This is a genomic window from Mesorhizobium sp. M1004, from assembly GCF_040318795.1.
Lineage (GTDB): Bacteria > Pseudomonadota > Alphaproteobacteria > Rhizobiales > Rhizobiaceae > Mesorhizobium.
This window is the reverse complement of the sequence record NZ_JAMYNB010000009.1, coordinates 120,769-146,250: the sequence shown is the minus strand read 5'-3', so window position 1 is coordinate 146,250 and position 25,482 is coordinate 120,769. Positions and strand designations below refer to the sequence as shown.

Below are 25,482 nucleotides of genomic sequence, written 5' to 3'. Positions count from 1 at the left end.
GATCGCGACCTGTCATGAGAATCCTGGCTGGCCGTCTAGTTCGACCCTTCACGTCGCCAGTCATGACATCAAGCCGGCGAACTTCGCTGACTTGGCGATCAAGTCCACTTGAAACAGAATAACAGCGGCCGGGGGAAACATGTTTGCGCATCTTTTTCGCTGCGGATTCCAAGAGTTCGTGCTCGGAGTCGCCGGGTCGTCTCTGGCAACTCTCGTCCTTCTAGTCGGCATTCAACCGATCGGCGCGCAAACCACGGCAGTGTTCTTCGACTATCCCGGGACCTCACTGAACGGGTTCGTCAGCGCGCAGGTCATCGCACCCTTGGAGGCGTGTCGTTCCCTTTGCACCTCGCGTTCGGGCTGCGTTGGGTTTGACCACTCGACCGAGGGCGGCGTTTGTCGGCTTTTGGCGAGCGTAGGCTCCGCCAGCCAAAATCGGCTTTCGACGGCAGCCACGCGGAACCTGGTCGCCGGCTATCGTCCTCCCTCAAATCCACCCGAGGCGCCTTCCGCCGTCCAGCCGAAACCCGCAGTTGTGCGCTCGGAGCCGCCAGACATCAGTGGCCGCAAGGTGAGTTATCGATCGATTCCTGGCGACCCGAGGCCGATAGGCTGGGTCTATATCAATGTCTGCAGCGGAGCCCCGGTCGATGCGGCCTCAATTCGCAGTTCGATCAACGGATATGTTTTTGAATCGTTGCGCGTCATTCCGGGCAGAATTGAACAGTTTGACAGGAACACCACACCGCAATGTGCGCTGGTGCCCAAGGCCGTTGGCTATGCCTCGCCGAGCGCCGAGGAATGGAGAATTGGAGCGGTGCTGGAGGAGATGCGTCCGATCCTTCGTGCTGCAGGAGTGGGAACGCGCGCGGACGGTCTATTGCCCATGCAAGGTTCTGACCGCTACCGCATCGATATATGGCTTAGTCACGAGTGAATGCCTCGGCTTCACTGCGGGACCGGCAGCGCGGCGAAATCCGAACCGATGCCGTTGGGATAACCGAAAAAATCGTGATCGGGATGTCCCAAGACCCTTCGACGCTAATATGCGAAGGTAAGCCCCACCGAATGGACACTTCAACGGCTCGATCCTATCAGCAGCCATCGAGTGCCTTTATGCCTTCGATGTAGTCCTTGCCGCCCTCATTCACTGTCCTCACTTCGGCGCGGCCAGTGCATGTCGTCGCACCCTTCCTGAACGCATAGCTGACGAAGAACAAGTCTTCTGCCTTCGCTTGTATGCCGAGAAGCTTAAGCGGCGCCTGCATCCCTCCGTAGAAGCCACTCAGGGCGGCTGCGGAGAGAGGACCCTTGGTGCTCTTTTCTGGAACTACAAACCGCGCCGCCTCCTTGCCGTCCCCAGTGCCGAGGGCCAGATAAAACGCCCGCACGACAGTCGCGGCAGTGCCATATTGTTCAGTGATGTCCTCTTCAGGCGCGATGCTCCCGACAACGGCCATGAGCGGGGCTCGGTGATTTGCGTTATTTGCAGCCCATCGATCAACGACGCCGACAGTCACGCGGCGTCCGATCAACGATGCCATGGCGCTTTCCATACCGCCCACCGGCACGACGTGAACCTCGCGGAAACTGGATCCGGGATCAGCAAAGTCCGCGCCCTCAAGGCAGATGTCGGCATCCAGTTCCAGCAGGTAAGTCGGCTCGGGCTGATCTCCTGCCTGCACGTCTTTGTAGTTCGGCGGCCCGGGAAGTATCCGACGATCGAGTTGGCCGCTCAACTGCGATGGCTGCCCTTTTGAGATGTCGTAGCAGGCGGCCTGCGCTCCGCTGACCGCAACGACACCGTAGAAAACCAATGCGGTTGCCCCAAGATATTTCATAGTTCGCTCCCCACAAAGCCAATGCCATATGGCATTCATTCATGGCGTCGTTCAACCGATACATGACCGAGTGTTTTTAACCCTCGTTCTTTGCAAGATCGTCGCCAAATGCTCCATGCGCATCATAACCTCGCCGCGTGACGGCTGGGTCGGCGAACGTCAGGCAAGAGTCGGGCAGCATGTGCGCGCAGGCACTCTGTTGGTCGCCGTCGTTCCTCGGAGCGTAGGTCGTGGCCAATTTTCAAGGAGACACAGATTGCCGCGTTGTGCATTGGCGGCAGGATTGCAGTATCAGTCGAGCCGTCCCCGGGAGGGACGCATTGAGAGCTTGTCGCCAGCCAGCGGGGCACAGTTTGCACTCCTACCGGCAGACAACTCGGCCGGCAATTTCACCCACATCGTTCAACGCATACCAGTTAAGATTACCTTAGATCAGGGGAAAGCAGGCCTCGATTGCTTGCGACTCGGTATGTCAGCTTTCGTCGCAATGTCACCTGCTAGGCATCCCGGACGACAGAGTGGAACCGCAACGCGCAAATTGATGATCTGAAGTGATGGCCGACGACGGGAGGAGCTCGCCCGCTCCCATGACCAGACACGAACGTTGTCAATGGGACGGCAGCGAAACGTCCGCCTATTCACGACTTCAGCCCAAAAGCTGCCAGTCAGCTGCCGGCCCCGCAACAGTCTAGCGGCGTTTCTCTGGTGGCCAATCATGGCTGCAGGAGAAGCGAAATGGGACACTCGTGCTACGACCTCACCGACTCCGACCGCCGGGCATGGAATGCCGGGAAGAAGGTCGGGACGAAACGACCTCTGAAACCTCGACAGATACGGGCGATACGCTTCTTTCTCGATCGAGAGCTGCGTCTGCGAGACAGAGCGCTCTTCGATTTGGCGATCGACAGCAAGTTGCGCGGCTGCGATCTCGTCAAGATCAAAATCGGCAACCTCGTGGTAGGACCGGAAGTCCGAACTCGCGCGATGGTCATCCAACAGAAAACTGGCCGACCTGTTCAGTTCGAGTTGATGAGCGACGTACGCTCCAGCCTTCTCGCATGGCTGGAGCGACGCGGCGGAACAGTCGATGATTACGCGTTTCCGAGCAGGATCAATCCAAGGGCTCACATGAGTACAAGGCAGTATGCACGCCTCGTCGTGGGTCGAGGCGATCGGGCTTAGACCAGAGGAATACGGAACCCATTCCCTGCGTCGCACCAAGGCCTCGATTATCTACAAAGCGACGGGAAATCTGCGAGCCATCCAGATTTTGCTCGGTCATACTAAGATCGAGAACACGGTCCGCTATCTGGGAGTCGATGTTGAGGATGCTCTCGAACTTTCCGAGGCAACTGAGGTTTGATCAGGTGCGGCTCCACTTCACGAGTGGAGCCGTGACCAATTTGCGCCGGTGGGTTCAACCGGTCATCGTAACACCTTCTGTAGCCTATCGGCCGGGTTTCGAAGTCCAGGGTTTTCGGGGTCGCTGATTGAGCTGCAGGGCGACGGCGTTGAGTTGGGCCTGCGAGACATGGGAGAGGTTGGTTTCTCTCGGGAAGTACTGCCTGAGCAGACCGTTGGTATTTTCATTGCTGCCGCGCTGACAGGGACTTCGCGGATCGCAGAAGTAGACCTGTAGATCGGTTGCAACGGTGAAGCTCATGTGCCGAGCCATCTCCTTGCCCTGGTCCCACGTTAGCGAGCGTCGTAACTCTTCGGGCAATGTGCCGATCGTCTGGGCAAGGGCCGCCACGACGGTGGCCGAGTCCCTCCTCGCCACCTTTACAAGCATCGTGAACCGGCTGTGTCGCTGGACAAGGGTGGCGATGTGCGTGTCGTTCGCGCCGGTGAGCAGATCACCCTCCCAATGGCCTGGGATGGCGCGATCCTCAGCCTCGGCGGGGCGCTCGCGGATGGAGATCATATCGAGTATTTGTCCTTGCCCCGTCCGGCTCTGTGCGCCTTTTGCGAGCCGCATCTGTCGTTTGGTACACAGGTGCGCTGATAGTTCCTTCTTGAGCGCCCCTCGCGACTGGATGAATCGACTGCGATAGATCGCTTCATGAGATATCCGCATGCTTGGATCGCCTGGGTACTCTCGCCTCAGCCAGCCCGCTATCTGCTCCGGGGACCATTGCAGCGCTAGCTTTTGCGCCACCTGCCATCGTAGCCGCCCAGAGCTTGCCAGGCGACACTGCTTCGGGCGCAGCGCTCGCACCCAAGCATGCTTGTCGGCCCGGGTTGCACGATACGCTTGTGCACCGCCATTGCGCGAGATAACGCGACATATTGTCGATGGGGATCGCCCGAGACTTCGTGCAATAGCGCGGATCGCAAGACCCGCCGCGATCCCGCGAGAGATCTCTTCGCGTTCCGCCAGCCCGAGCGCCAAGGCCCCTCTACGCCTAGCTGACGGAGCAATGCCGCTGCGTAAGCATACGATCCGCTGAACGCCGGTCTTGTTCCGGCGGTCAAGTGCTCTGACCTCGGTTCCATCGCTCCCAAAGCTCGACCTTCTGCGCTGACGTAAACCAGATCCGTGACGTCACCATGCAACACCTCTTCATCCTCTCAGATAAAGCGGGTTGCGACGACCGGTTGAACCCGCCGCCTCATTCCGGTCGTTCGCCCACCTTCCGAAAACGGGTCGCCGGCGGTGAACTCAACTCTAACTTGTCGTCAGTAAGTTGTGTTCCGTGCCTCCTGGCCTAAGCGATTGCGTTCTTGCAATATCTCAGCTCAGCTCCGGCGTTAATTTAGATCAATCTAATGGACCCCTAATGAGTGCGCGCTTATCGACGGCCATTAGGATCGGGGAAGCCGCAAAGGCGATCTTCCGAAAAACTCAGAGCTTTCCAAGCCGAGAATTCGGAAAGCATGCAGACCTGAGCGAACGCGAACACGTCGGTGTTGAACCGATGCTTTTGGCGCTTTCTATGGAGCTGGCACTCAAAGCGTGGTTCGTCTTCGACCATGAAAATCCAAGAGTCGTCAAATCGCACAACCTGATAAGGCTGTTTGATCGCCTAAAGCCCGAAAGCCAAGAGAAACTCGACGCGGAGTTCAAAAGGTCAGTGGTCCCGTATCATCCCAATGGTTTCTACATCGAGTACAGCATTCGTCACATCCTGTATCAACACCAAGATGCCTTCACCGACTGGCGCTACCTTCACGAGGCAAAGAAATCGATGATGTTCGATCAGAGTGCTTTTGAGGCAACGCTCGAAATGGTGCTCCGTGAGTTCGAGAAGAGATATCGGATTGAGCGGGTGAAGCCGCTTTGGCCATCCTGAATGTAGTCAGGATCGCAGGCCCCGATGCGGCCTTGATGTTCCTTTCGAGCGGTAGCTTCGGGACAGGAGCTTTCCTTGCCGGAGGGAAGGGCTAACGACCGCAACGAGGCGGCAGCGGCTGGGCGGTTTGGGGCGCGCCTGACCGTCCGGCCTTCAGGACCACGTGGCCTCGTCCGAAACCCACTTATGGAACGCGGCGATACGAGGGTCAGTCCAGCAATCTTTTCTGCAACACAAATGATAGGCCTCCGTGTCGTCAGAGATCTGCATATCTTTGAACGGCAGCACCAGTTCTCCCTTGGCAATCTCGTCGTGAAGCACAGAGAGGTCTCCGATCGCGACGCCCTGGCCCATGGCCGCGGCACGATAGGCCATATCGGCACTGGGAAAAACCTCACCCGAGTTCACGTCAAGAAGGTTCGGCGCAAATCGCCCAGCCCAAACTTTCCAATCGTGCCGATCAGGCGTCTCATGCAGCAGGTTATGGTGAACCAGGTCGGCAGGAAACGTTATTGGCACGCCCCTCTCCAGTAGCTTTGGAGAGCAAACTGGGGTGCCGAACGATTGCAACACCAACACCGCCTCGATATCTTTCGGCCGATTTGGATAACCGCAGTCAAAGGCGAGATCGAACTCACCTCCGAAGAAAATTTCCCAGTCAAAAGGAGCGGTCGTTACCCGAATACCGATTGCAGGCCATTGCTGCTTGAAACGGTCAAGCCGCGGTAGCAGCCACCGAATGGAGAAGGTGGGCGGGCAGATAACCTTCAGATGCCGAGGCTGGCGTTGCACGTCTTGAGCTCCCGCGGCAATGCTTTCGAACGCGGCCGCCAGGATCGGTTGAAAATTGCGCCCCGCATCGGTCAAAACCAACCGGCGCGGCAATCGTCGAAACAATTCCACTTGCAATGCTGTTTCCAACAGCTTGACGTGCCTGCTGATCGCTCCTTCGGTCACGCATAGCTCCTCAGCCGCGCGCGCAAAGCTTTCGTAGCGCGCGGCTGCTTCAAAGGCCCGAAGCGCATTGAGTGAAGGGAGACGCATCGACTGTCACTACCTCAGGAATTCTGAGCCTATCCCAGAGAAAGACTGGTTTGTAGCCGGTACGCTGTCTGCCTACGCTGTCATCTGCAAGCGCGAGGTTGGCACGGAGGCCTGACGGTGAGCAACAATCTTCTTGCATCGACGTTTCAGGACTTGTCCCATGAGGTTCGAGCAATCAGAATAGCTCGCTATGTCTCAAGATGGCGGCAACGGCATTTCTACCGCCGTGACCTAGCGCGACTATCGGGGGTAGCGCCGCACATGATCGACGATATTGGATTGACGGAGGACGAAGTGGAGTCTGAACTTGCAAAGCCATTCTGGCGATGATCGGATCCTGACTAGGCCGACCACTTGAAAGCTGGAACCCTTTGTCGAGTGCGCTAAGCTCCCCTTCAGGTCAAGTCACGACGCGCCCACGCAACCCTGAATGTCCGGCCTTGAAGATTCGCAGACCGAAGCTGCCGGTCAGCTACCGGCTCAAAAAATCTACCGGTCAGCAATGCGCCTTAACTCGACCAGAGAGTTCAATTTTGCAGCGGCCCGAATGGAGACATCGCCGGCGACCACGCCGGACGCCGCGGTTGCGCCTCAAAATCGTTGTTAAAGAATGGCCCCTAATTCGGCTGACCAATTGCCGCCCTCAAGCGGGCTCAGCCCGCGGGGCTTTCCCTTCTCACCAATTTCCCGTCTGGTTCTGCGCTGCACTCTTAAGCGCGAGAGAGGCGGATGTATCGAAACTGTCGGCGCAGGCCGCCTCGACGTCTGCTTTGGTTAAGCCAACGTCGCGCAGAAGGAAGTTGGACAGGTGACCAAGCCCACGCTTTATGTTCCGGCGGGTCCGCCACTCACAGACAAGGGCCAGCAGCCGTTCGAGCGGAGGATCAAAAAAAGTGCGCGGCACGCGCAGTGCGGTCTCGCCTAGTGTCGTTTGCGTAATGTTACGCCAGGTCATGGTAGCCTCCGTTGGGGGATGCACGAATGACGACCACCATCATGGCAGAGGACGGGAAGGGGCCAGCGCACCTTCGGAAGCACTCCGCTTCAGATTGTGAACTGGCCTTAGAGCTCCGCAAGGCCTAACCTGCGGCAAAGGAGCGGTCAGCCATGACGCGACGGCCTTACGGACTGGTCTGCCCGATCTCGCACGCCTGCGAGTTCCTGGAGCCCCGCTGGACGATCCAAATCCTGATCGAACTCTGGAACGGCTCGACCCGCTTCAATGACATTCGCAAGGGGGTGGGCAACGTCTCGTCCGCCCTCTTGTCGAGGCGGCTCAAGGACATGGAAGCGTTGGGCCTGGTCGAGCGCGTCGAGGACGGGGCGACGGGCGCCATCTGCTATTTCCGTACCCAGAAGTCGATAAACCTCAGGGAAGCGCCATGGAAAGCACGTGCAGTAACGGTTGATTCAACCATTGCTGGTATAAGTGTGGGGTGGGTGGCGGCTCCGACAGTTCGGGGTGGAACTCAATGCCGAAGCCGCCTGCGCAGCCAAGGTTGGGGTTTGACCGCGCCGTCCTATTCTGGGACAGCGCGGTCAACGATTCGTTAAAACGCTCCGGAACTAATTAAGCACGCGCTAATTGACTCGCGGTCTCGGGAGTCAGTGCATGCGTGAAGTTCATTCCTCCGATGATGGAGCCGATTTTGGCGGGACAAGCCTCCCGAGGGCATTGGACAGCGTCACGTACCGGCCGCCGTCTTCGTCTTCCCTCTTCCTAGAGATCCGCCATTCGTTGGGCGAGTGGGTTGTTCGCATCATAGGGAGGAACGGTGAAACGTATTCCCGAGCATTCGAATATGAAGCAGATGCCGTCGCTTTCGCTGGCGATCAGTCTTCTCGTCTAGGATTGGAAGCTCCCCCGAAGCAAGCAACTTGACGAAATCAGCGAGCGACGCGCCTAGGAGACGGCGGTTCATCATCACGATGGTTTATGGCACTTGTCCGACATGCCGAGCGCCGGACTCCGTCTTGGCCGGCTGCAGCAAGCGCTGGTCGATAGCGGCGGCCTTGAACGCCGCAAATGCTACGGCCGGACTGCAGCTTCCATCCTTGGCCTCCGCAATTAATCGGCACGCATTCCTATAGGCCGCCGCTTCTTTATCTGGCCACTGCCCCAGGAGCGCTTCCTCGGCCTCACAGATAGAGGAAACCGTCATTGATTTCCGGTCTTCCATGCAGAACCAGTGCGATGCCATGCGCGGCTTTGCAAATCCGAAGCCTCCATCCTTGCCGCAGCCGGCATGTTCACATGCATGATTGTCGACGCGTCGTCGTCGCGGAGTGGCCCTGTCATGTATGGCCTCTGCCAAAGACAATGCACGATCAAGGTCATGCGGGATAGTTCGCCAGGCACCATATGGCGGTTAATTCAGCGATGGCCGCCTTTTGGCTGAGAGGTGAGAGGCCGCGCATCTGCTTTCCCATCTTCCTGACAGCGCGATGTATGGCCGGCAGCTCGCGCCTTATCGTGGCGTAGATTTCGGGCTGTTCGGATTCAGTCGCAATCGTCGGTTTCATGGGTTGTCTCCAATTTGCCAGCGTGAACAAAATAGGAACACGGTAGTCAATCCCTCTTGACTGGACAGGAATATCTTCCTCATTTTTGTTCACTATGGCGCACGATCCGATCGACACTCTGGGAAGGCGACCCGGCACAACATGCTTGTGAAAGCCGAGTGCAGCTGCGGCAACGTCCGCTACTGCCGGTCCGCGGACCTGATGATGGTCTAATGGCGGCGGCGTGGATCCCTTGAAGCTCAATTTCGACTGCAACAGGTGTAAGCCGCAGATCAAAATCACGCTTCTCGAGGTCCATCCCGAGCATCTCCCCAAGAGTCACGCATCGAGTTCCCCGCTCCTCCCAGGAAGAGATTCCCGGTTCATGTCGTTTATTGCTAGGCGCAGAGGCCTGCACCAACGCTTTGAAGGTCAGCAATGCGCCTACGTTCCAGCGTTCGCTGCTGGGAGCGAGGAGCCCAACAGCAGACATTCGCTTGAATAATTGATCTCGCCCGGACTCTTGTCCGCACGGTCTTAAAAGCGAGTGGCGTCATTAAGATTTTTAAAGGCAAGGTGCGCGCGACTGCGCTAGACGGCGTCGAAGCGGCGAGGAGATTGTTCGGTGTCGGTGATAGCTGCAGCGCGAGTCGCCACAAACCGTCAGTCCAAGGACCGCGCTACTTCCTTCGCAAGACGCACGATCATTTCCGCATTGAGTTCCTTAGCGCAGGCCCAGGCCGTAGCCGTGAACTCGGACTCCTCATCGTAGAGGTCGTCCAGATCTCTGCAGAGGTCCTTCAGCCGGTCGCCCGCGTCGGTGTTGTTCTGATGACGCTGGGCTTCGACGATGCCGCGCAGATCCTTCAACCGGCGTTCGCAACTGCGCCATGTGGCGCGGCGGCCTTCGCAGAGTTTCTCCGTATCAAGGTTGAGGAGTTTGACCGACAGCTTGACCCTCAGCGCCGCCACCTGGTCTCGGGGATCGGCGCAAGTCGGCTCGCCAGCCCCGTTGAAGGTCAGGAGGTCCGGATCGCCCCACTGCGTGGGATCCAGCAGTAGGGGAACCTCCAGAGCGGTCGAGGCGCTAGCGCTGGTGCCTCGGGTGGTTTCGTCGTTCAGCGGAAAATCGTTGGACTTGGCGATATTGGGCACGCCGCCGCACAAGCGCATGTTTCTCCAGTCGAAGGCGAGCCAAGGATAGAGGCTCTTGGGACGGTAATGGTCAACGTGCCAGAAGGACACCCGGTCCTTAGCTTCCGAGTACCAACATTTTCCCGAAGACAGGGCTTCCAGGGCGGGCTTCAGGTCGCTCCAGATCTCGCTTCTGCTGGCGATGTAGGCTTTGGCCGCTTCCTCGGACTTCTGAGCCGCGGTGCTGGCGGCGGTCTCGGCCCTGGCCCGCCAGGCGGCCTCGATCGCGCCCACTGGATAGTTGATGTATTTCACCGAAGACCCTCAACGATCTCCTGCATGAAGCGGTTCTGCGCTTCGACCTCTTCAGGCGTGTAAGGACCGCGCTCTTCTCGGTCAGCCCGATGCAAGGAGCGCAGGAAGTCTTCGAAAGCGGGGTTGCTGCTCTGGTAGGCCAGCCCGAGGGAGTCCAGCTTGTTGTTCAGCGCGAACAGGTCGGCGTCTTCGAGCTCCGTGCGTGTCGGGAGGACGAGCAGTGCATTGCGGTCGTCGACCAGCTTTTGCGTTTCAGCATCCAGCGTCGTCGCCATGCCGAAGATCTGGCGGAGCACGCCGGACACACCGAGCCCTTTCGGATCGACAGCGGGCTGCGCCGCCTTCACCTCGGTGTCTCGGCCCCTAAAGAGCACCTGCACCTGGGACTTCTCTAGGCCGGCGATCGTCAGAGGGTCGTGGCTCGTCATTATGACGTGGCAGTTCTCGTTGCGGCCCGCGACTTCTTTGATGAAACTCAGATAGTTCCACTTCCACGCCGGGTTCAGATGGGTGTCCGGCTCGTCGAGCAGGAACAGCGACTCGTCATGGGCGGCGAAACGCATCATCCCCAAGACACTGAGCAACTGCTTCTCGCCGTCGCTGATTTCGTGAAACGGGATAGCCTCCGAAGCGCCTTCCCGCGTGACCCAGATCCGGATCGTTCGCACGAGGTCTGACAGGTCGAGGGTTTCCAGATAAGCGAAGAAGGTCTGTTCGTCTCGAAACGGCGCGGCGAGTGACCTGAGCGCCTGCTCGTCCCTGAGATAGATGTAGATCTGCTCCTCGGACGCACCTGTTCGGCGATAGTCCTCCGAGACGCTTTCCTTGTGCCGGATGGGCGTGAGCGAATGGGTCCAGAGACCATCCAGCAGCTTGCGAACAATGCCGCGAGCGTACCAGAACCGGCTGTCCGACTTGGCCAGCGCCTCGCCGACCGGCTTGCGCTTGCCCCACTCGGTCCGGCGGAGCGTGAGCAGAGCGGAATCGAACTGACCGACGCCCAAATGTCGCTTGAGGAATGCCTGCGCCTCGTTGTCAGCGAAGGCAAAATAAGTTAGGAGGGCCAAGGCGCCATAGCGTTCCCGGACGTAAAAGAGCCGCCGTAGCGAAGACGTTCTCGGGTCCAGCTTCTCATCGGCACCGACTTCGATGGCCGCGTCGTAGAACCGGCGCTGCGGCGGGTCGAAGATGGCGCGCAGCCGGTCTGACTCGCCTGAGTAGTAGCCAAAAACGTGGTTCGGCAGGAAATCGCTGTCTCGTGCGCGGATCACGCCCATGAGTGTCGGCTTGCCATCGCTCGTCGCGGTAGTCGTCGCCGCATCCGAATGCCGATGGTCGATCCGGACCTTGCGGCCCTTGCATTGGTACGTGATGTCGTATGCGAAATCCGTTTCCCGGCGCGGATCATCGAGGTCCCGGAAGATCGTCGCTAAGGCTTCCAGCACGTTAGACTTGCCGGTTCCGTTCTGCCCGATGATGACGGTTTCCAGACGGGACGCGTCGAAGTCAAGATGGACGTCGCGAAGGTTCTTGAAGTTTCGAACTGCAAGATGGTCAATGCGCAAGCAGGCTCTCCTTGTCACTCGACTCGGTCAGGCGGCCCGCCGCCAGTTCGTCCCGGATGCGCCGGTAAAAGACGTCGATGGGAAGACCGCTCAACTTCCATAGGGTGTCGGCGCGCATCGAGCCGCCGGCCTCGCGCACCGCCGCGGTGATCTGATCTGGTGTCATGAAACGATCCTGGTTTGGCGGGGTTGTAGGAGAGGCGGACCTCGGCGACCTGTTGGGTTTACGTCGCTTGCGCTCCACTTCGAGCGTGCGTCGTTCTGCGGCGATGTCGTCGAGAAGCGACCGGGCCGAGGCGCCGGAAATTGAACTCGCGGCGCCAAGGGCACCCGACATGGCTTGAGTGATCGTACGCACGACGAGGTCGTCCGCCACGCCTATGGCGCGCGAGGCCTCGGACGCCAGCATATCGGCGCGATAGAGCAACCGCTTGATGCGACCTGTAATGGCCTGCTGCTCTTCGAGCGGCGGTAAAGCGATATGAAGGGCGCGTAGCTCGGGGAAATAGATCGTTGTATGGGTCGAACCTCTGCCGAAGCGACGGATGCCCTTTCCCTCGGCCATCAGCGCATACAGCAGATACTCCGGCATCAGCGCCGGGGAGCAGGTCCAGGTCACGAAGTCCTGGCTGGTCGCCATGGGGCGGCCGAGCAGGGTGACGTAGCCGACGGACGCTGTGCGCGACAAACAAACCGTCCGGGCCGGGAGCATGCGTGCGGATGAGCCCTCCAGACCGGCGGCGGTAATGGTCTGGGCGGTTCTGTCGATGACGGCACCGTGATGTTTTCGGGCGTCGCGAATGCCGAGCCAAGGGACGTCCCCATCCCAGTATTCCGGATGTCGACGGCTTGGCGTGTGCCCGGTTTCCTGGCGAGCCAATCGCAGGAGCGGCGTCCACCGCCAACTTTGGGGTAGAGGCGCTTCTGGATCGTTGACTGCGATCGCCGCCTGACCTGCCATCCGCGTGTCCGTCGGCTTGCGCCCACCCGGTGCTTGGGTCGGTGCTGGGATCCGCTCGAGAAGGGCGTCGACGCTCTCGACCTCGGTGGCTGTCTCTCGCCATCGCGCCGTCAGCTGGCCGGTCACGCCGGCCTTCAGGCCGCTCACCTTGAGCGCCCTCGCCGCCCTAAGCGCGAGTTGCGCCTCCGACTTGGCTTTCTCTGACCGGGCCATAACCGTCCGGATTCTTTCAACCAGCGCCGCCTGAATATCTTCGGGCGGGAGGGGTAGGGGCGCGGTGCGTAGGACAGCGAGATTGATCCGGATCCGTCCCACGCCCTTGCCGTGCTCCGAGAAATATCGCGCGAGCGTCGGGCTGTTGAGCCAGAACATGATGAGGCCGGCGTCGACGCGGGGGTGAAGCCTTGAGCGGAAACAATCAGCCTTCACGATCGCGGAGCCGAGATCCTCAGGCACGAGGCAGGACCGACCGAGTGGATCGCCCAAGGCGGCCGTCAGTATGTCCCCAGCTTGGGCTTCGTGCCGACGCAGTTCGGGAAATCGGCGAGCATCCACGTAGGCTTTGTCCGTGTCGTTAAACGTAGCGACGTTGATGTTGTTGAGCCGGATCACCCGGCAGCCTTGAGAGGTGTAGTCGCTAGACTTCAGCGCGCTTCCGAACGGGCCGTCGACAATCGCGCCGGGCGCCGGATGGAGGAGGTCTTCAAGAGTGCACGTCACCCAGTCGGCCGGAAGCGTCATTCCGGGTCATCCCAAGCCGCGTTATCATCGCCCAGTTCGTCGATGAGGGATCGGATCTCGCCCAAAGCGGAGACCAGATGGCGTTCGACGACGGCAGCGACTGCATCAGGAGAGGCTGATTCAAGCGCCTCGTCCTCGCTCTCCTCCTCATTCAGCCAGACAATGTAGAGGTCGTCGCCTCTTTCCGCGATCGCCTGGCGGCTGAACCGGCGGAATCGGCCATTTGGACCATCCTCTTCGCGCGGTGACCGACCGAGGGGGTCGTCGCCGAATGCCAGGCCAAACGCGTCCAGACCAGAGGCGAAATCACTTCCACTGCCGCCATTCCCGGCGTCCGCGGCTCGAAGATCGTAGATCCAGACCGTCTCTGTCGCGCTCCCGTCCGGTGGGGCAGCCGGCCGGCTGAAGAAGAGCACATTGGTTCTGACCCCCTGGGCGTAGAAGATCCCGGTGGGCAGGCGCAGGATCGTGTGCAGATTGAAATCCCGCATCAGCGCCTGACGCAGTGCCTTCCCCTTGCCCCCCTCAAAGAGGACGTTGTCCGGAACAATGACCGCCGCTCGCCCGCCTGGCGCGAGCGCCCACATACAATGCTCGACGAACGGCAGCTGGAAGCTTGCGGATTTCGCGGTGATCGAGAGATCTTCGCGAGACGACGCGCCGCCCGACGGCCCGAACGGGGGATTGGAGAGGATGACGTCGGTGTTTTTAAACTCGGGAGAGGCGCCCAGTTGCGACAGGGTGTCGCCCATCAGGACGTGTTCGGACTCGATCCCGTGCAGATAGAGGTTCATGCAAAGCAGACGATAGGTGTCCAGCACATTTTCTACGCCGCGGAGGGCGCGGGTGCGCTGGAAGGCCAAGGCCTCTTCTGACCCTTGCCAATCCGCCCGCAAGGCGCGATCCGCCGCGATGAGAAATCCGCCGGTGCCGGCTGCGGGATCCTGCACGATCTCGCCAGGACGAGGTTTGAGCAGGGAAACGATGCAGTCGACCAGAACGCGGGGCGTAAAATACTGACCCGCGCCACGCTTGGTCTCTTCAGCGTTCTTCTGGAGCAGTCCTTCATAGGCGTCGCCAAACGCGTCTCGTTCGTCCGAGAACCAGTCGGAGCCGTCGATAGCATCGACCAGGCGCCGCAGGGTCGCCGGGTCCCGCACAACGGTGACGGCCCCGGCGAAGACTGCCTGCATAGTCCGGCTGTGTCGCGACATGCCCAGTATCGCCAGCGTCTGGCGGTAGCGATCAAGGATCGCATCGTCTCCGCTGCCGAGGAGGTCGCTCCAGCGGTGCCCCTCCGGTATCGCTAGGTTTTCATCCTGCCGCTCGGAAGCGAGCTTAAGGAAGATCAGATAGGTGAGCTCGGTCACATATTGGGGATAGGTTACCCCGTCTTTGCGCAGCAGACTGCAGAGGCGCCAGAGGCGGGTCACGAGGTCAGAATAGGGCGTCACGCAGTTTGTCCTTGGCCCGGTACGGGCGGCTATCCCTCTTCGTAGAAGGTCACTCGGCTTATTGAAAGCCGCCTTCTGGCGAAGCCCTGCCTGAGTCCGAGTGACCTGCCACTGAACTTTCATCCAGCGGCGACTAGAGCCTTGGCCGTTTCTTTTACGTCGTAGGGCGCAGGTTGAGCAACAGGCAGAGACGCGGAGCCGTCGATCCAGGGTCGCATGCCGCTGCCCGAGCCTACCACCGGGTATGCGTCTGCCAAGGCGGCGCTGAACACCTACAGCAAAAGCCTCTCGAACGAGGTCTCCCCGAAGGGAGTGCGCGTCGTGCGAGTTTCACCTGGCTGGATTGCCGATCGCGGCTCCAATGGCTTGGCACTGCGCATAGCAGGGAGGCTGGCATTGGGCCATGCTCCGTTCGGGTAATGGACATCGCGCGGTCCGAAGTTATTGACGGCGGCACGGTTCCGACCGCCTAAACATCTGGAATGAGAGTCGTGATAAGCATGAGACCCGACCGTACAAGGGTGGGCGCTTTGCAGTGTGCCCATCCTTGCCGGCAGCTATTCGGCCTCCCACGACCAGAAGCGGACTGTCTGGAGGCGGCCCCAAACCTGCCAGTCCGCAATGCGCCCAATTTCGGTTGTTGAGGCAAACTTTGCCTTCGCCTGGAAGCAGACATTCCGATCGCCATCTTGATAGTCCACGGCAGAGCCCCGAAGCCGCCGTTCGGTCGAGGACTGCGACGTAGTCGGTCGACCCGCGCCAGTGGCCCGCGATCTTCTGGACAACATTGTTCGCTATGATCTACCCCCTTCCGCCAAGGCGCGTATCCTGCTCAAAGGAAGTTGCCAGCGCAAAAACGAAAGCTAACATCTGGAGTGGCCGCGGTAGCGGCTCGGGGGAATTCGCTTGAAGATCATCAACTGCGGGAACGGCCTACATGTGCGCGAGGTGAAGGGCATCGAGACCTTAGCTTCATTGCCTTCGCACTGGTTCGCTTATACGAACCTCGACCTTGCTACCGCGCCCGGCTCAAGCCGCGAGATCGACGTCATCATCGTGGCGGACGACCGCATACTGGTCGTCGATCTCAAGGATTGGTTCGGCCCGATCGAGAGCCGCGATGGGCATTGGTACAACGCCGGGCGGGACCATGGCCCGTCGCCGGTCGCGAAGATATCTGCCAACGCGCGCCACGTCTTCATTCAGCTCGAGGCCCACCTCAAGCGCCACGCCAAGGGCGCAAAGCCGATCGTCCCTAGGGTACAGGGCCTTGTGGTCCTGACCAAGGCCACAGACCTCAGCGGCATTTCGGAGACCGAGCGGCGGGCGGTAATGCCCGTCGCGGCGTTCACTTCTTCGCTCAAGTCGGTTCCCAAGCGGATCGAGGTGTTCGGCAAAGGGCCACCCGCTGGCATCCTGACCTCGGCGGAGTGGAAGGACCAGCTCTCGAAGTTCTTCAATATGAGCAAGGGCGTCTTCGTACCTGGCCGACGGACCTATGGTGGCTTCTATGCCACGTCCGCCGCACCGGTGTTCGAGCACCCCGAGGGAATCTTCGCGGAGTTCGAGGCGAGCGACGAACGGCAGTCGCCAACCCTCGGAGTCCTGCGGCTATGGGATTTCTCCAAGGCGGAAACTCGCTTCCAGACCGAAGAAGGACGTAGCGAGATCGCCGGTCGCGAGCAGGAGGTCATCGCCTACCTGCAGGACCGAAGCGAACAGTGCGACAGCGTGATTGTCGGCGGCAAGACGCGCGACCCGACCTTCGGCGTACGATACTGGGAGGTCTATGACCGCCGGCGCCGGCTTCACCGTCTGACAGATTTTGGCAGCTCCGAGCTAGCTGACCTTAGCCGGGTCGATCGAATCGAACTGGCTCGCCAATTGCTCTCATCCCTCGACGCGCTTCACCTCGCGGAGGCAGCGCACCTCGACCTCGGACAGCACAGCGTCTGGGTGCAGCGACCGTCAACCGTTCGGCTCTCGCACCTGATGGCGGCAAGCTACCCCGATGTTCGCTCGCTCGGCGAGTCGCGCTTCCAGTTTCTGTCAACAGGCAAGCTGCCAGAGGACATCTTCGGAGTCGAAACAACCCCTAAACGTCGCGACGTGTTCCTCGCCGCTTCCGCCATTCACCGCATCCTCCTGGGCACGGGCCCTGCAACCTCGAGCGGAATTCCCGAGTGGGACAGCGAGTGCGACAAGGCATCCGACTACGTCGAACTTTACGGCTGGCTGGCGTCCGCGCTCGCGCCCGACCCAATGCACCGGTTCAAGGACGCGGGAGACGCGCTGACGGCCTTCAACGCTGCAGTCGCCATCCGGCCCACGCCTGCGGAAGTCATAGCAGGGCTTGAGCGGCATCGCGGCGCGATCAAGAGTCAGATGGCTCTCTTCCAGGCCTATCCGCCTGCCGAGATCCTGCGAGACGACGAGACGCGCGCCTTGTGGCGCTCCTGCAAGGACGGTCGCGAGGTGCTGGTAAAGGTCTGGAAGCGTGCTTCGTGGGGCGACCAGAAGAAGGAAGGATCGCGCATCCTTGATTTCCTAGATCAGCTCGCCGAGCTCTCGGCAGTCGAGCCCGAGGGATGCGCGAAAATTCTGGGTGCGATGTGGCTGGGCGATGCGATCGTCATGATCCAGGAGTGGATCGATCGCCCCGACCTCGCGCTGTTGATGGCGGAGCACCCGGAGCAATTTGGCGAGGAAGCGCGGCTTCAATTAATCGACGCTCTTGCCCGGCGGGTCGAGGAGTTGCACACCCTTCGCCTGGCGCATGGCGACCTCAAACCTGCCAACATCCTCGTCGATCCCGCAGCACCGAGCGACCCGGTTATCGTCGACCTGAGTGACTTTACGACGGCCACCGAAGGCGACACTGTAACTGCGCGCTATGCCCCCGAGAGCGGCGGTCGCTTCGAACGCGATTGCTTCGCGGTCACAGTCATCGGCGAGGAGCTCCTCGCCGGAAGCGATTCGAGAATATCCGGCCGCCTTCGCGAGGCAATCGCGAAGGTGCGAACCGACGACCCGGCGAACGCGACGTTGCTTCCCTTGATCGATGTGCTGGCGGCCGGCGAGCCGCACGACGCGGACTTGGCGACGATCCGGCTCGCTAGCCCACACGTAGGGGCAGGCCCTTTGCTACCCGACGAGGGCCATTATTTCCTGCGCCGCGCCCCCTGGGGACGTACGCTCATTATCCGCGGGGCCTGCGAGGAGCTTGAGGTCAGCATCGGGGCTGACGGAAAGCCCTACCGGCTCAACCGGCGCGCTCTGGAGCAGTCAAGGATCAGGCTTTTCCAGAGGTTCGAGTTCGCGTCACTCGAAGCTGCCATCATCGTCGAGGACGGTCCAGTTACCAATCTGGAAGACCTCACTCCGCTGCTCGAACGCGAGGATGTCACTGCGGCCCTGGGTCCGACGCAGCCCAGGGCGACGGACGCCGAGGTGAGCGCGGAGGGCGAGCAGCCCGCCGAACAACGCGACATCGTTTCAGGCGAGTCGCCCGAGGACGACCTGATCGAGGCGATCGCTGCTGAGCCACCGCCGAACGGTCAGGTAGACGTGGCGATGCTGTGGGGGATCCTCGTCGATGCCGAGCGGGAGTTGGTCACCTATGGGCAGGTTGCCGAGGACAGCGTCTTCGACATAAGCATCAACCGGCACAAGGTCCAGTTTGACCTGCTGAGTGGGTCGTTTGACTACAATCGGCGTGACCGTGTCATGGTCGAGCGCGAGGATCGCCGAGGCAATTGGCGGCCCGTCGGCCAACTCGACCTCCAGCGATCCAAGCCTGACACGCTCTATCTGGAAAGCATGCGGCCGGAGCAGCGAAACGGACCGCCGCTAGTGGAGGAGGGCGACGAGCTTCGCTTCCGGAGCCGCATGGAGGAGACCAGCCTCGACCGTCGCCAGGCTGCGGTCAGGCGGATCGTCGGGCGCACCTCGCGTACGCGCAACCTGATCGGAATCCTCGATCCGCGCACCGCGGCAACACCGCAGTCGTTGCCCGATCGCCAGCCGGTCGAAAAGTTGAAGGAGCAGTACGAGCTCAATGACCAGCAGGCCGAGGCCTTGTCAGCTGTGCTCGCCACACGCCCGCTCGCCCTCGTGCAGGGGCCGCCGGGAACAGGCAAGACGGTCTTCATTGCGGCGTTGGTGCATGCCGCTCTCACCTTGGGGCTGGCGCGCAATGTCCTGCTCGCAAGCCAAGCGCATGAAGCGGTCAACAATGCCGCCGAGGCCGTGCTTAAGCTCTTCGCTCGGGCGGGTGAGATACCGAGCATCCTTCGCGTCGGCAACGAGGGTGTTGTCTCAGACCGCCTGCTGCCATTCCACGTCGAGCGAGTCGAGCAGCTCCAGAAGGATAGGTTCCGTGCCGAGATGCGCGAGCGCTTGGCCGTCGCCGCCCAGGGACTGGGCATTCCAGAGGCGCTGACCGACGCGCTGACCCATGTCGAGATTGCGATAAGGCCCGTCGCGGCCCGGCTGGCCAGCTTGCAGGACGAGGAAAGTTCGGCGCAACGAGTAACAGCGCTTCGCGAGACAATCAGCCAGCAGGTCTTGCCGCTTGGCATAGACGACACGCTGCCCGCCGACCTGGCGGCCGAGAAGATTGTCACGACGATTGTCGACGCCTGCCTCCAGGCCATGCCGCAGGGCGAGCGCCCGAGCGCTGACCGTGTTGCTAGGTTCCAGGCAGTCGCAGGGCTAGCACGCGACTTCGTGGGAACAGTCTCGACCGAGCAACGGAGCCTCGAAACTTTCCTCGCCGGAACGCGCCAGATCGTCGCTGGGACCTGTGTGGGGCTCGGCAGATCGGCGCTTGGCTTGACCTCAACACCCTTTGACCTCGTGATCGTCGACGAAGCGGCGCGCTGCACCGCCAGCGAGCTCGCGGTGCCGATCCAGGCGGGCGCATGGATCGTACTCGTCGGCGACCATAAACAGCTTGAGCCACAGCATCCGGAGTCAGTGGTCGACGAAGTCGCCGAGCGCCTCGGCGTGGGCGTGGCGGAGGTTGCGAGGAGCGACTTCGAGCGCATCTTCGAGACACCCTATGGGATTGCCGCGGGTCACACGCTGCGACGGCAATATCGTATGCTCCCCCCGATCGGTGAGATTGTCTCGCGGTCATTCTATGGCAAGCGCCTTGAGCATGGTCGCGTGACGCCGATCATCGACGCAGAAGCGCTACCTGCCGACCTCAGCGCGCCTGTCACGTGGTTCGACACGGCGCCGTTTGGCGAGCGCGCCAAGCAAGCCGATCCCAATCATCGCAAGAGCCTGACCAATACGGTTGAGGCAGACGTGATCGTAAGCCTTCTTAAGCGATGGAGCGAATGCCAGCTGTTCCTCGACTGGCTTGCCCAACAAGCAACGCATGCCCATGGCATCGGGATCATTTGCGCCTATTCGGCCCAACGTGACCTCGTGAGGCGCAAAATCGCCTTGGCACCGATCCATCCCTCGCTGCGAGCCGCGATGAAGGTGGACACGATCGACAGCTACCAGGGCAAGGAAAACCCCATCGTGATCGTGTCGCTTGTTCGCAATAATTGGGACGGGCCCGTGCAGGGCGGCTTCAAGACAATTCGGCCTGGATTCCTCGCAAGGCCCAACCGCATCAACGTCGCGATCAGCCGCGCTATGGACCGCCTTGTTATCGTGGGTAGCTTGAAGCGATGGGAGGAGGCCGGGCCGATGGACCGGATCGCGCGGGCCTTTGCCAGTAACGTTGAATACGGGCACGCAAGGGAAGTAGATGCAATGGCTTTACTGGAGAATCGGCTCAACGCCGCGCCCATCGATGGCGCCTTGGAGAAGGCACAATGACCGTCCAGCCCCGCAGTAAGCTGACGCTCGGCCCCGTGCGCGAGGGGCTCGTCGAAGAATCGGAGGACGGCCCGCTCCAGTTGGCGACGATCGACCTAACGCTGCCCTGTCGTCGGTTCGTCGTCGAGCACAAAGTCGCTGATGTTGGCAAGGTCTCCGTGACAGCCGAGTTTCTAATTCGCTTCGTCCGCGCAATGGGAAGCTGCACAGAGGAAGCGGTCCAGTCCTTCTTCGGATATAGCCGGCGCGAGATGGCCTACGTTTTCCACGAGGTCGAGGACGCCGACTACATCCGTCGGAGCGAGGGACGCATCACGCTGACACAGACGGGGCTTTCGCTCTTCCGCCCTGGTGTCGAAGAACCACTTATCTACGAGGTCGAGCGCAAGATCGCACGCGTCGGCTTCGACCTCATCTCGCTGGCGCCCGCCGAAAAGAAATTTCTGAGCTACTTCGAGCGGAACCTTCCCGAACTGCCGCTGGCCGACGTTGAGCAAGTCAGCTCGGCAACGGAAAGGGTGCCGTCGTCGTTCCGTCGGTTCTTTCGCGAGTTCGCGCTGAAGATCGATCCAATCTCGACCCCGCGACGCACGCTCTATTCCATCGACGGGGTGGCGGCTGAGGAGCGCTTTTCGACGCTCGTGCGCGTCCGGTTGATGTCATCGGGGCTCAAGCCAACCTTACCCGACATCGACCTTTCCGAGTGGAAGTCAGACTACGAGTTGTCAGATCGTGAGGCAGTGGGGCTTGCGGTCGCCGAGATGGTCGAGCGCATGGCTGTTGCGCGGCGGGAAGACGATGGCGAGGCATACCAGCTCCTGATCCAACTTGCCCAAGACTATCTTAAGGAATGGACGCGCCGCGATGGGTTAAGCGTGCAGCGCTTCTATCGACACGCCTTCACGAGCCACGGCGACGTCCGTGCTGACCGCCCGACCGTGCCGATCATCGGCAGCCTATTCACCAAGGAAAATGCGCGTAGGCTGTTCGATGTCGCAAGCTACGGCCTGCGCAAAACGCGCCACGCCGCAGCTGCGATCTATTGGGTGGTGCCCCAGGCCCCACTTTGGGGAAGCACCTCGATCATGGCCGAAATCGTCGAACAGTTCCGCGAACAGATCAATCGCTTGAACGAGGATCTCGGTGTGCGGCAGAACGTAGAGACGATTTCGTTGACCGCACAGCGCGCCGAGCGCTGGGTGAAGGAAGCCTTCACCCGCGGGTACGAGTCGAACGCCCGTGTATTTCCCGGCGGGTTCGAAATGCTGCTCGTCCCGGGTGCCTTCGTCGCCGCAACGGTCCACGCGCCGATCGGCCAACAATCGGGCTTGCCGGTCCCTTTGGGCTTTGCGAGTTTCGACTCGCACGTGTTGGCGCGTGCGGGCGAGTTGCTCGACGCGAACGCCGAAGCGTTCAAACTCGGTGACGTGCTCAGACGAAACCTTATCGCGCCGCCCGCAACGGAAAAGACGGAGGACAGTGCAGGAGGGGCCGTGCCCGCCTCAAAATAGCCGCCGCACCCCTCGAACGGCGAACATGATCCAGAAAAGTTGCGGTTCGCGACCTCGGAGACAGCAGCAGCTTCGCGTCGCACGTTGTTGACAACTCGCGGTGTCGAAAGGGGTCAATGCGCAACGTGATCGAACGAAGCATAATTTTGAGCGTCGTCGAAACGGCATCTATCCCCAAAAATTCTATAAGCGGTCAGACCGCATGCGGCCCCAAACCAACCGTCATCATCCGCTAACCTTAATAGTGTCCTGGAAAGAAAGTTGACCCCTCCGGGCCTACGACTTGGCGACGAGTTTCGGCGTTTTTCGACGGTCAGTATGATTTCCCTTGTATCGGCCTTTGATGAACGGCCGCTGTTTGGTTCAAAGTGGATGGTCGCGTTATTGTATGGACAGCAGGCTTGCGGCGTCCCTCGGTTGAGTTCACCCGCGGGTTTTTGCTCTTGAGTTCATCCAGATAATCGGCCCACCACTGCATCATGTTGATGCGCTCCTCCCAGTGCTCTGCCCGGGCATAGGCGCGCCGAACGTCGTTGTTCTCAATGTGGGCCAGCTGCCGCTCTATCGCGTCCGGATGCCACTCGCCGCATTCGTTCAGCAAAGTTGATGCCGTTGCTCGAAAGCCGTGCGCGGTAGCTTCTTCCTTGCCGTAACCCATACGACGTAGTGCGGCGTTTAGCGTATTGTCGGAAATCGGACGTGAAGCCGATCGAACACTAGGAAACAGCAGCGATCCACCACCAGAAATTTCCCTGAGTGAAGTCAGGACGCTGATCGCCTGCTTTGATAGGGGTATGCGGTGCGGCCGTCGCATTTTCATGCGTGCTTCAGGGATGGTCCACACCGAGCTTTCAAAATCGAACTCTTCCCATTCAGCGACGCGAAGCTCCCCGGGGCGGGGAAACAGCAGCGCCATCAGCATCAGACCGGCCCGGGTTGTAGGCTGTCCGTCAAATGCATCGATCGCCCTCAGCAAACCGCCCAAGGCCTTCGGATCGGTAATCGCGGCGCGAGACGTTACCGTCGGACTGATGAGTGCGCCTCTGAGGGCGAAGGTCGGATCTGTCTCGGCGCGTGCGGTCGCGATTGCGTATCGAAACACGCTGCCGATCGTGGAGCGCAGTCGCCTGGCCGACTCGTATCGACCGCGAACCTCCACGCGGCGGAGGGCGGTAAGGATGGTGGCCGGGTCGATCTCCCGAATGCACTTGTCGCCGATTATCGGATAGGCAAAGTCGAGCAGCCATTTGACCTTGCTGATCGTCCGGTCGGCACGTCCCTCCTTCTTTAGTTTGTCAACATATTCGTCCGCTATTGAGCGAAAGGAGTCCTTTGCCGAATCGGCCTTCCGCAAGCTGCGTTCCTTTCCAGGGTCGACGCCAGCTAGCAGAAGCCTTTTAGCGTCATCGCGCGCCTCCCGTGCCTCGGCGAGAGAGATAAGGGGATAGCTGCCCAGCGCGAGCAGTTTCTGCTTGCCGTCAAAGCGGTAGGCGAGCCGCCAGAGGCGAGAGCCCGTGGGCTGTACCCATAGCTGAAGCCCGCCCCCATCAGATAATTTCACGAGCTTGGAAGCAGGGCGGGCATTTCGACATTTCACGTCGGAGAGGGGCATTCGTCAGGTCTCCCTTGGCTGTTTCGATACCATCAGGATGTCGAATACCAACGGAAATACCATCCCCTCGCCTCGTTGGACCAAATGCTCCTGAAGCGCTCCGTGTCCCGCTTAACCGCGCAAATGCGACTGCAAAAGACCAACAATTCCAAGCGGTTGCAGAAGCTGCAGCGTAGAAGGTTCGGTGAAAGGGAGTGCCGGGAGAAGGGGGGATGGTGCCCAGAGGCGGATTCGAACCACCGACACGCGGATTTTCAGTCCGCTGCTCTACCAACTGAGCTATCTGGGCCTCGCCGGGAAACGAGACATCGCCTGACCGGATTTCAGGAAAGCGCCGTGGGGCACCCCTTGAAAGCGCGTGGGTTATAGCACGGGAATCCGGCCTGTCCAGCGCCTAAGCGCTGATTTTCCGGGGCAATTGTCGCAGACAATACCGACGCCGGCAAAGCAGCAATTGCGTAAGGTCGGCGAAGTGGAATTGCGCGGCCGGCACCGCCCAAACCCTACTTCGGCTCGTCGCTCTCGTCCTCGTCATCCCGCGCGGTGATGACATAGGCGCCCTTCAGCCAGCGGTTGAGGTCGATGTCCTTGCAGCGCTTCGAACAGAACGGATAGGTCTCGCGCGCCGACGGCTTGCCGCATTCGGGGCAGGGGCGCTTCGGGCGCAGTGGTGTGACCTTATCGTCCAGGCTCATGGCCGCGCGGTATGCCAGCTGGTGTGGACCTTGAAGCCTTCGCCCGAAAGCAGCGCCACCGTCTCGTAGAGCGGCAGGCCGACGATGTTGGTGTAGGAGCCGACCAGCTTGACGACGAACGACCCGGCGAGACCCTGGACGGCATAGCCGCCGGCCTTGCCGCGCCATTCGCCGGAGGCTACATAGGCGTCGATCTCCTCGCGCGGCAGCCGCTTGAAGCGAACCCTGGATTCAACCAGCCTTTGGCGCAGCTTGCCGCCCGGCGTAATCAGGCAGATGCCGGAATAGACCCGGTGCGAACGGCCCGAAAGCAGTCCAAGGCAATTGGCGGCGTCGTCCAGCGTCTCGGCCTTGGGCAGGATACGGCGTCCGACCGCGACCACCGTATCGGCGGCCAGCACGAAGCCCGGCGCATAGTCTTCCTCGCTTTTCAGCGAGGCCAGAGCCTTCTCGGCCTTTTCCTTCGACAGCCGCTTGGCCAGCGAGCGCGGATGTTCGGCGCGCAGCGGCGTTTCGTCGACATCGGCCGGCAGCACGCGGTCCGGCTCGATGCCGGCCTGTTGCAACAGTTCGATCCGGCGCGGCGAACCAGAGGCAAGCACGAGCTTCTGCAGGATGCTCATCGCGGTTCGCGCCGGACTGTTACTTGAAACGGTAGGTGATGCGGCCCTTGGTCAGGTCATAGGGCGTCATCTCGACCAGGACCTTGTCGCCGGTCAGCACACGGATGCGGTTCTTGCGCATGCGGCCGGCCGTATGGGCGATGATCTCGTGTTCGTTTTCGAGCTTCACCCGGAACATCGCGTTGGGCAACAATTCCGTCACGACACCCGGAAACTCGAGGACTTCTTCCTTCGGCATTCGATACCTTTGCTTGGATTGCAGTTCCTGCGCCCTGGAGCGCCCAGGCCGGAATTTCGGCGGAACCTATATGATAATCGTGCGCTTGTGAACACGCTTAGATCGCGTCATATGC

18 protein-coding genes, 1 tRNA gene and 4 pseudogenes are annotated in these 25,482 nt (G+C 60.7%); 8 read left to right on the top strand and 15 right to left on the bottom strand.

What is annotated here, in order from left to right:
* The first annotated feature begins 139 nt into the window (after positions 1 to 139).
* Entirely contained in the window at positions 140 to 937 is a 798-nt protein-coding gene (locus tag NKH54_RS19735; RefSeq protein WP_023692429.1) for a PAN domain-containing protein, read from the top strand.
* Positions 938 to 1,094: 157 nt separating this feature from the next.
* Here the strand turns inward: NKH54_RS19735 and NKH54_RS19730 are convergent, their stop codons facing one another.
* Positions 1,095 to 1,841 (bottom strand): hypothetical protein, encoded by a 747-nt coding sequence (locus tag NKH54_RS19730; protein WP_352667897.1) that lies wholly within the window; start codon positions 1,839 to 1,841, stop codon positions 1,095 to 1,097.
* Positions 1,842 to 2,160: 319 nt separating this feature from the next.
* On the opposite strand from NKH54_RS19730, the pseudogene NKH54_RS32520 reads away from it, so the two are divergent.
* Positions 2,161 to 2,391 (top strand): annotated as a pseudogene (locus tag NKH54_RS32520) (hypothetical protein); the annotation flags it as partial.
* 185 nt (positions 2,392 to 2,576) lie between these two features.
* A pseudogene (locus NKH54_RS19725) lies at positions 2,577 to 3,204 on the top strand (tyrosine-type recombinase/integrase).
* Between the two features lie 111 nt (positions 3,205 to 3,315).
* Here the strand turns inward: NKH54_RS19725 and NKH54_RS19720 are convergent.
* Positions 3,316 to 4,393 (bottom strand): annotated as a pseudogene (locus NKH54_RS19720) (IS30 family transposase); the annotation flags it as partial.
* 228 nt (positions 4,394 to 4,621) lie between these two features.
* On the opposite strand from NKH54_RS19720, the gene NKH54_RS19715 reads away from it, so the two are divergent.
* Positions 4,622 to 5,134: a hypothetical protein gene (locus tag NKH54_RS19715; RefSeq protein ID WP_023731489.1), complete on the top strand. Its 513-nt coding sequence runs from the start codon at positions 4,622 to 4,624 to the stop codon at positions 5,132 to 5,134.
* Between the two features lie 153 nt (positions 5,135 to 5,287).
* Here NKH54_RS19715 and NKH54_RS19710 read toward each other — a convergent pair whose 3' ends face one another.
* Positions 5,288 to 6,178 carry a LysR substrate-binding domain-containing protein gene (locus NKH54_RS19710; RefSeq protein WP_352667894.1) on the bottom strand — a complete coding sequence of 297 codons (891 nt, stop codon included), beginning with the start codon at positions 6,176 to 6,178 and terminating at the stop codon, positions 5,288 to 5,290.
* A gap of 676 nt (positions 6,179 to 6,854) precedes the next feature.
* Positions 6,855 to 7,133: a DUF1127 domain-containing protein gene (locus tag NKH54_RS19705; protein WP_023697496.1), complete on the bottom strand. Its 279-nt coding sequence runs from the start codon at positions 7,131 to 7,133 to the stop codon at positions 6,855 to 6,857.
* Positions 7,134 to 7,285: 152 nt separating this feature from the next.
* Between NKH54_RS19705 and NKH54_RS19700 the strand changes: the two genes are divergently transcribed.
* Positions 7,286 to 7,732, top strand: a complete 447-nt coding sequence (locus NKH54_RS19700) for a winged helix-turn-helix transcriptional regulator (RefSeq protein WP_352667892.1) — start codon at positions 7,286 to 7,288, stop codon at positions 7,730 to 7,732.
* A gap of 380 nt (positions 7,733 to 8,112) precedes the next feature.
* Here NKH54_RS19700 and NKH54_RS19695 read toward each other — a convergent pair whose 3' ends face one another.
* From NKH54_RS19695 to NKH54_RS19670, 6 genes are all read right to left on the bottom strand, one after another.
* Entirely contained in the window at positions 8,113 to 8,340 is a 228-nt protein-coding gene (locus tag NKH54_RS19695) for a DUF982 domain-containing protein (protein ID WP_502901371.1), read from the bottom strand.
* 172 nt (positions 8,341 to 8,512) lie between these two features.
* Positions 8,513 to 8,701, bottom strand: a complete 189-nt coding sequence (locus tag NKH54_RS19690) for a hypothetical protein (protein ID WP_353028768.1) — start codon at positions 8,699 to 8,701, stop codon at positions 8,513 to 8,515.
* Between the two features lie 642 nt (positions 8,702 to 9,343).
* Positions 9,344 to 10,129 carry an HNH endonuclease family protein gene (locus NKH54_RS19685; protein ID WP_353028767.1) on the bottom strand — a complete coding sequence of 262 codons (786 nt, stop codon included), beginning with the start codon at positions 10,127 to 10,129 and terminating at the stop codon, positions 9,344 to 9,346.
* On the bottom strand, positions 10,126 to 11,694 hold the full coding sequence (locus NKH54_RS19680) for an AAA family ATPase (RefSeq protein WP_353028766.1): 1,569 nt from the start codon (positions 11,692 to 11,694) through the stop codon (positions 10,126 to 10,128). Before NKH54_RS19680 ends, NKH54_RS19685 begins: the two co-directional genes overlap by 4 nt.
* Complete coding sequence (locus NKH54_RS19675) at positions 11,684 to 13,396, bottom strand: restriction endonuclease subunit S (RefSeq protein WP_353028765.1); 1,713 nt, start codon at positions 13,394 to 13,396, stop codon at positions 11,684 to 11,686. Before NKH54_RS19675 ends, NKH54_RS19680 begins: the two co-directional genes overlap by 11 nt.
* Entirely contained in the window at positions 13,393 to 14,850 is a 1,458-nt protein-coding gene (locus tag NKH54_RS19670; RefSeq protein WP_352667882.1) for a class I SAM-dependent DNA methyltransferase, read from the bottom strand. Before NKH54_RS19670 ends, NKH54_RS19675 begins: the two co-directional genes overlap by 4 nt.
* A gap of 201 nt (positions 14,851 to 15,051) precedes the next feature.
* On the opposite strand from NKH54_RS19670, the pseudogene NKH54_RS19665 reads away from it, so the two are divergent.
* The 3 genes and pseudogenes from NKH54_RS19665 to NKH54_RS19655 all read left to right on the top strand — a co-directional run.
* Positions 15,052 to 15,234 (top strand): annotated as a pseudogene (locus NKH54_RS19665) (SDR family NAD(P)-dependent oxidoreductase); the annotation flags it as partial.
* A 522-nt stretch (positions 15,235 to 15,756) separates the two neighbouring features.
* Positions 15,757 to 20,688 (top strand): AAA domain-containing protein, encoded by a 4,932-nt coding sequence (locus NKH54_RS19660; RefSeq protein ID WP_023692441.1) that lies wholly within the window; start codon positions 15,757 to 15,759, stop codon positions 20,686 to 20,688.
* Positions 20,685 to 22,199: a hypothetical protein gene (locus NKH54_RS19655; protein ID WP_023692440.1), complete on the top strand. Its 1,515-nt coding sequence runs from the start codon at positions 20,685 to 20,687 to the stop codon at positions 22,197 to 22,199. Before NKH54_RS19660 ends, NKH54_RS19655 begins: the two co-directional genes overlap by 4 nt.
* 313 nt (positions 22,200 to 22,512) lie before the next feature.
* Here NKH54_RS19655 and NKH54_RS19650 read toward each other — a convergent pair whose 3' ends face one another.
* From NKH54_RS19650 to infA, 5 genes are all read right to left on the bottom strand, one after another.
* Positions 22,513 to 23,811: a tyrosine-type recombinase/integrase gene (locus NKH54_RS19650; RefSeq protein ID WP_352667879.1), complete on the bottom strand. Its 1,299-nt coding sequence runs from the start codon at positions 23,809 to 23,811 to the stop codon at positions 22,513 to 22,515.
* Positions 23,812 to 24,024: 213 nt separating this feature from the next.
* A tRNA-Phe gene (locus tag NKH54_RS19645) sits at positions 24,025 to 24,100 on the bottom strand.
* A 214-nt stretch (positions 24,101 to 24,314) separates the two neighbouring features.
* Entirely contained in the window at positions 24,315 to 24,506 is a 192-nt protein-coding gene (gene yacG, locus NKH54_RS19640; protein WP_023669280.1) for a DNA gyrase inhibitor YacG, read from the bottom strand.
* Positions 24,503 to 25,129 carry a Maf-like protein gene (locus tag NKH54_RS19635; protein ID WP_023747220.1) on the bottom strand — a complete coding sequence of 209 codons (627 nt, stop codon included), beginning with the start codon at positions 25,127 to 25,129 and terminating at the stop codon, positions 24,503 to 24,505. Before NKH54_RS19635 ends, yacG begins: the two co-directional genes overlap by 4 nt.
* A gap of 19 nt (positions 25,130 to 25,148) precedes the next feature.
* Entirely contained in the window at positions 25,149 to 25,367 is a 219-nt protein-coding gene (infA, locus tag NKH54_RS19630) for a translation initiation factor IF-1 (RefSeq protein ID WP_006200926.1), read from the bottom strand.
* Between the last annotated feature and the right edge of the window lie 115 nt (positions 25,368 to 25,482).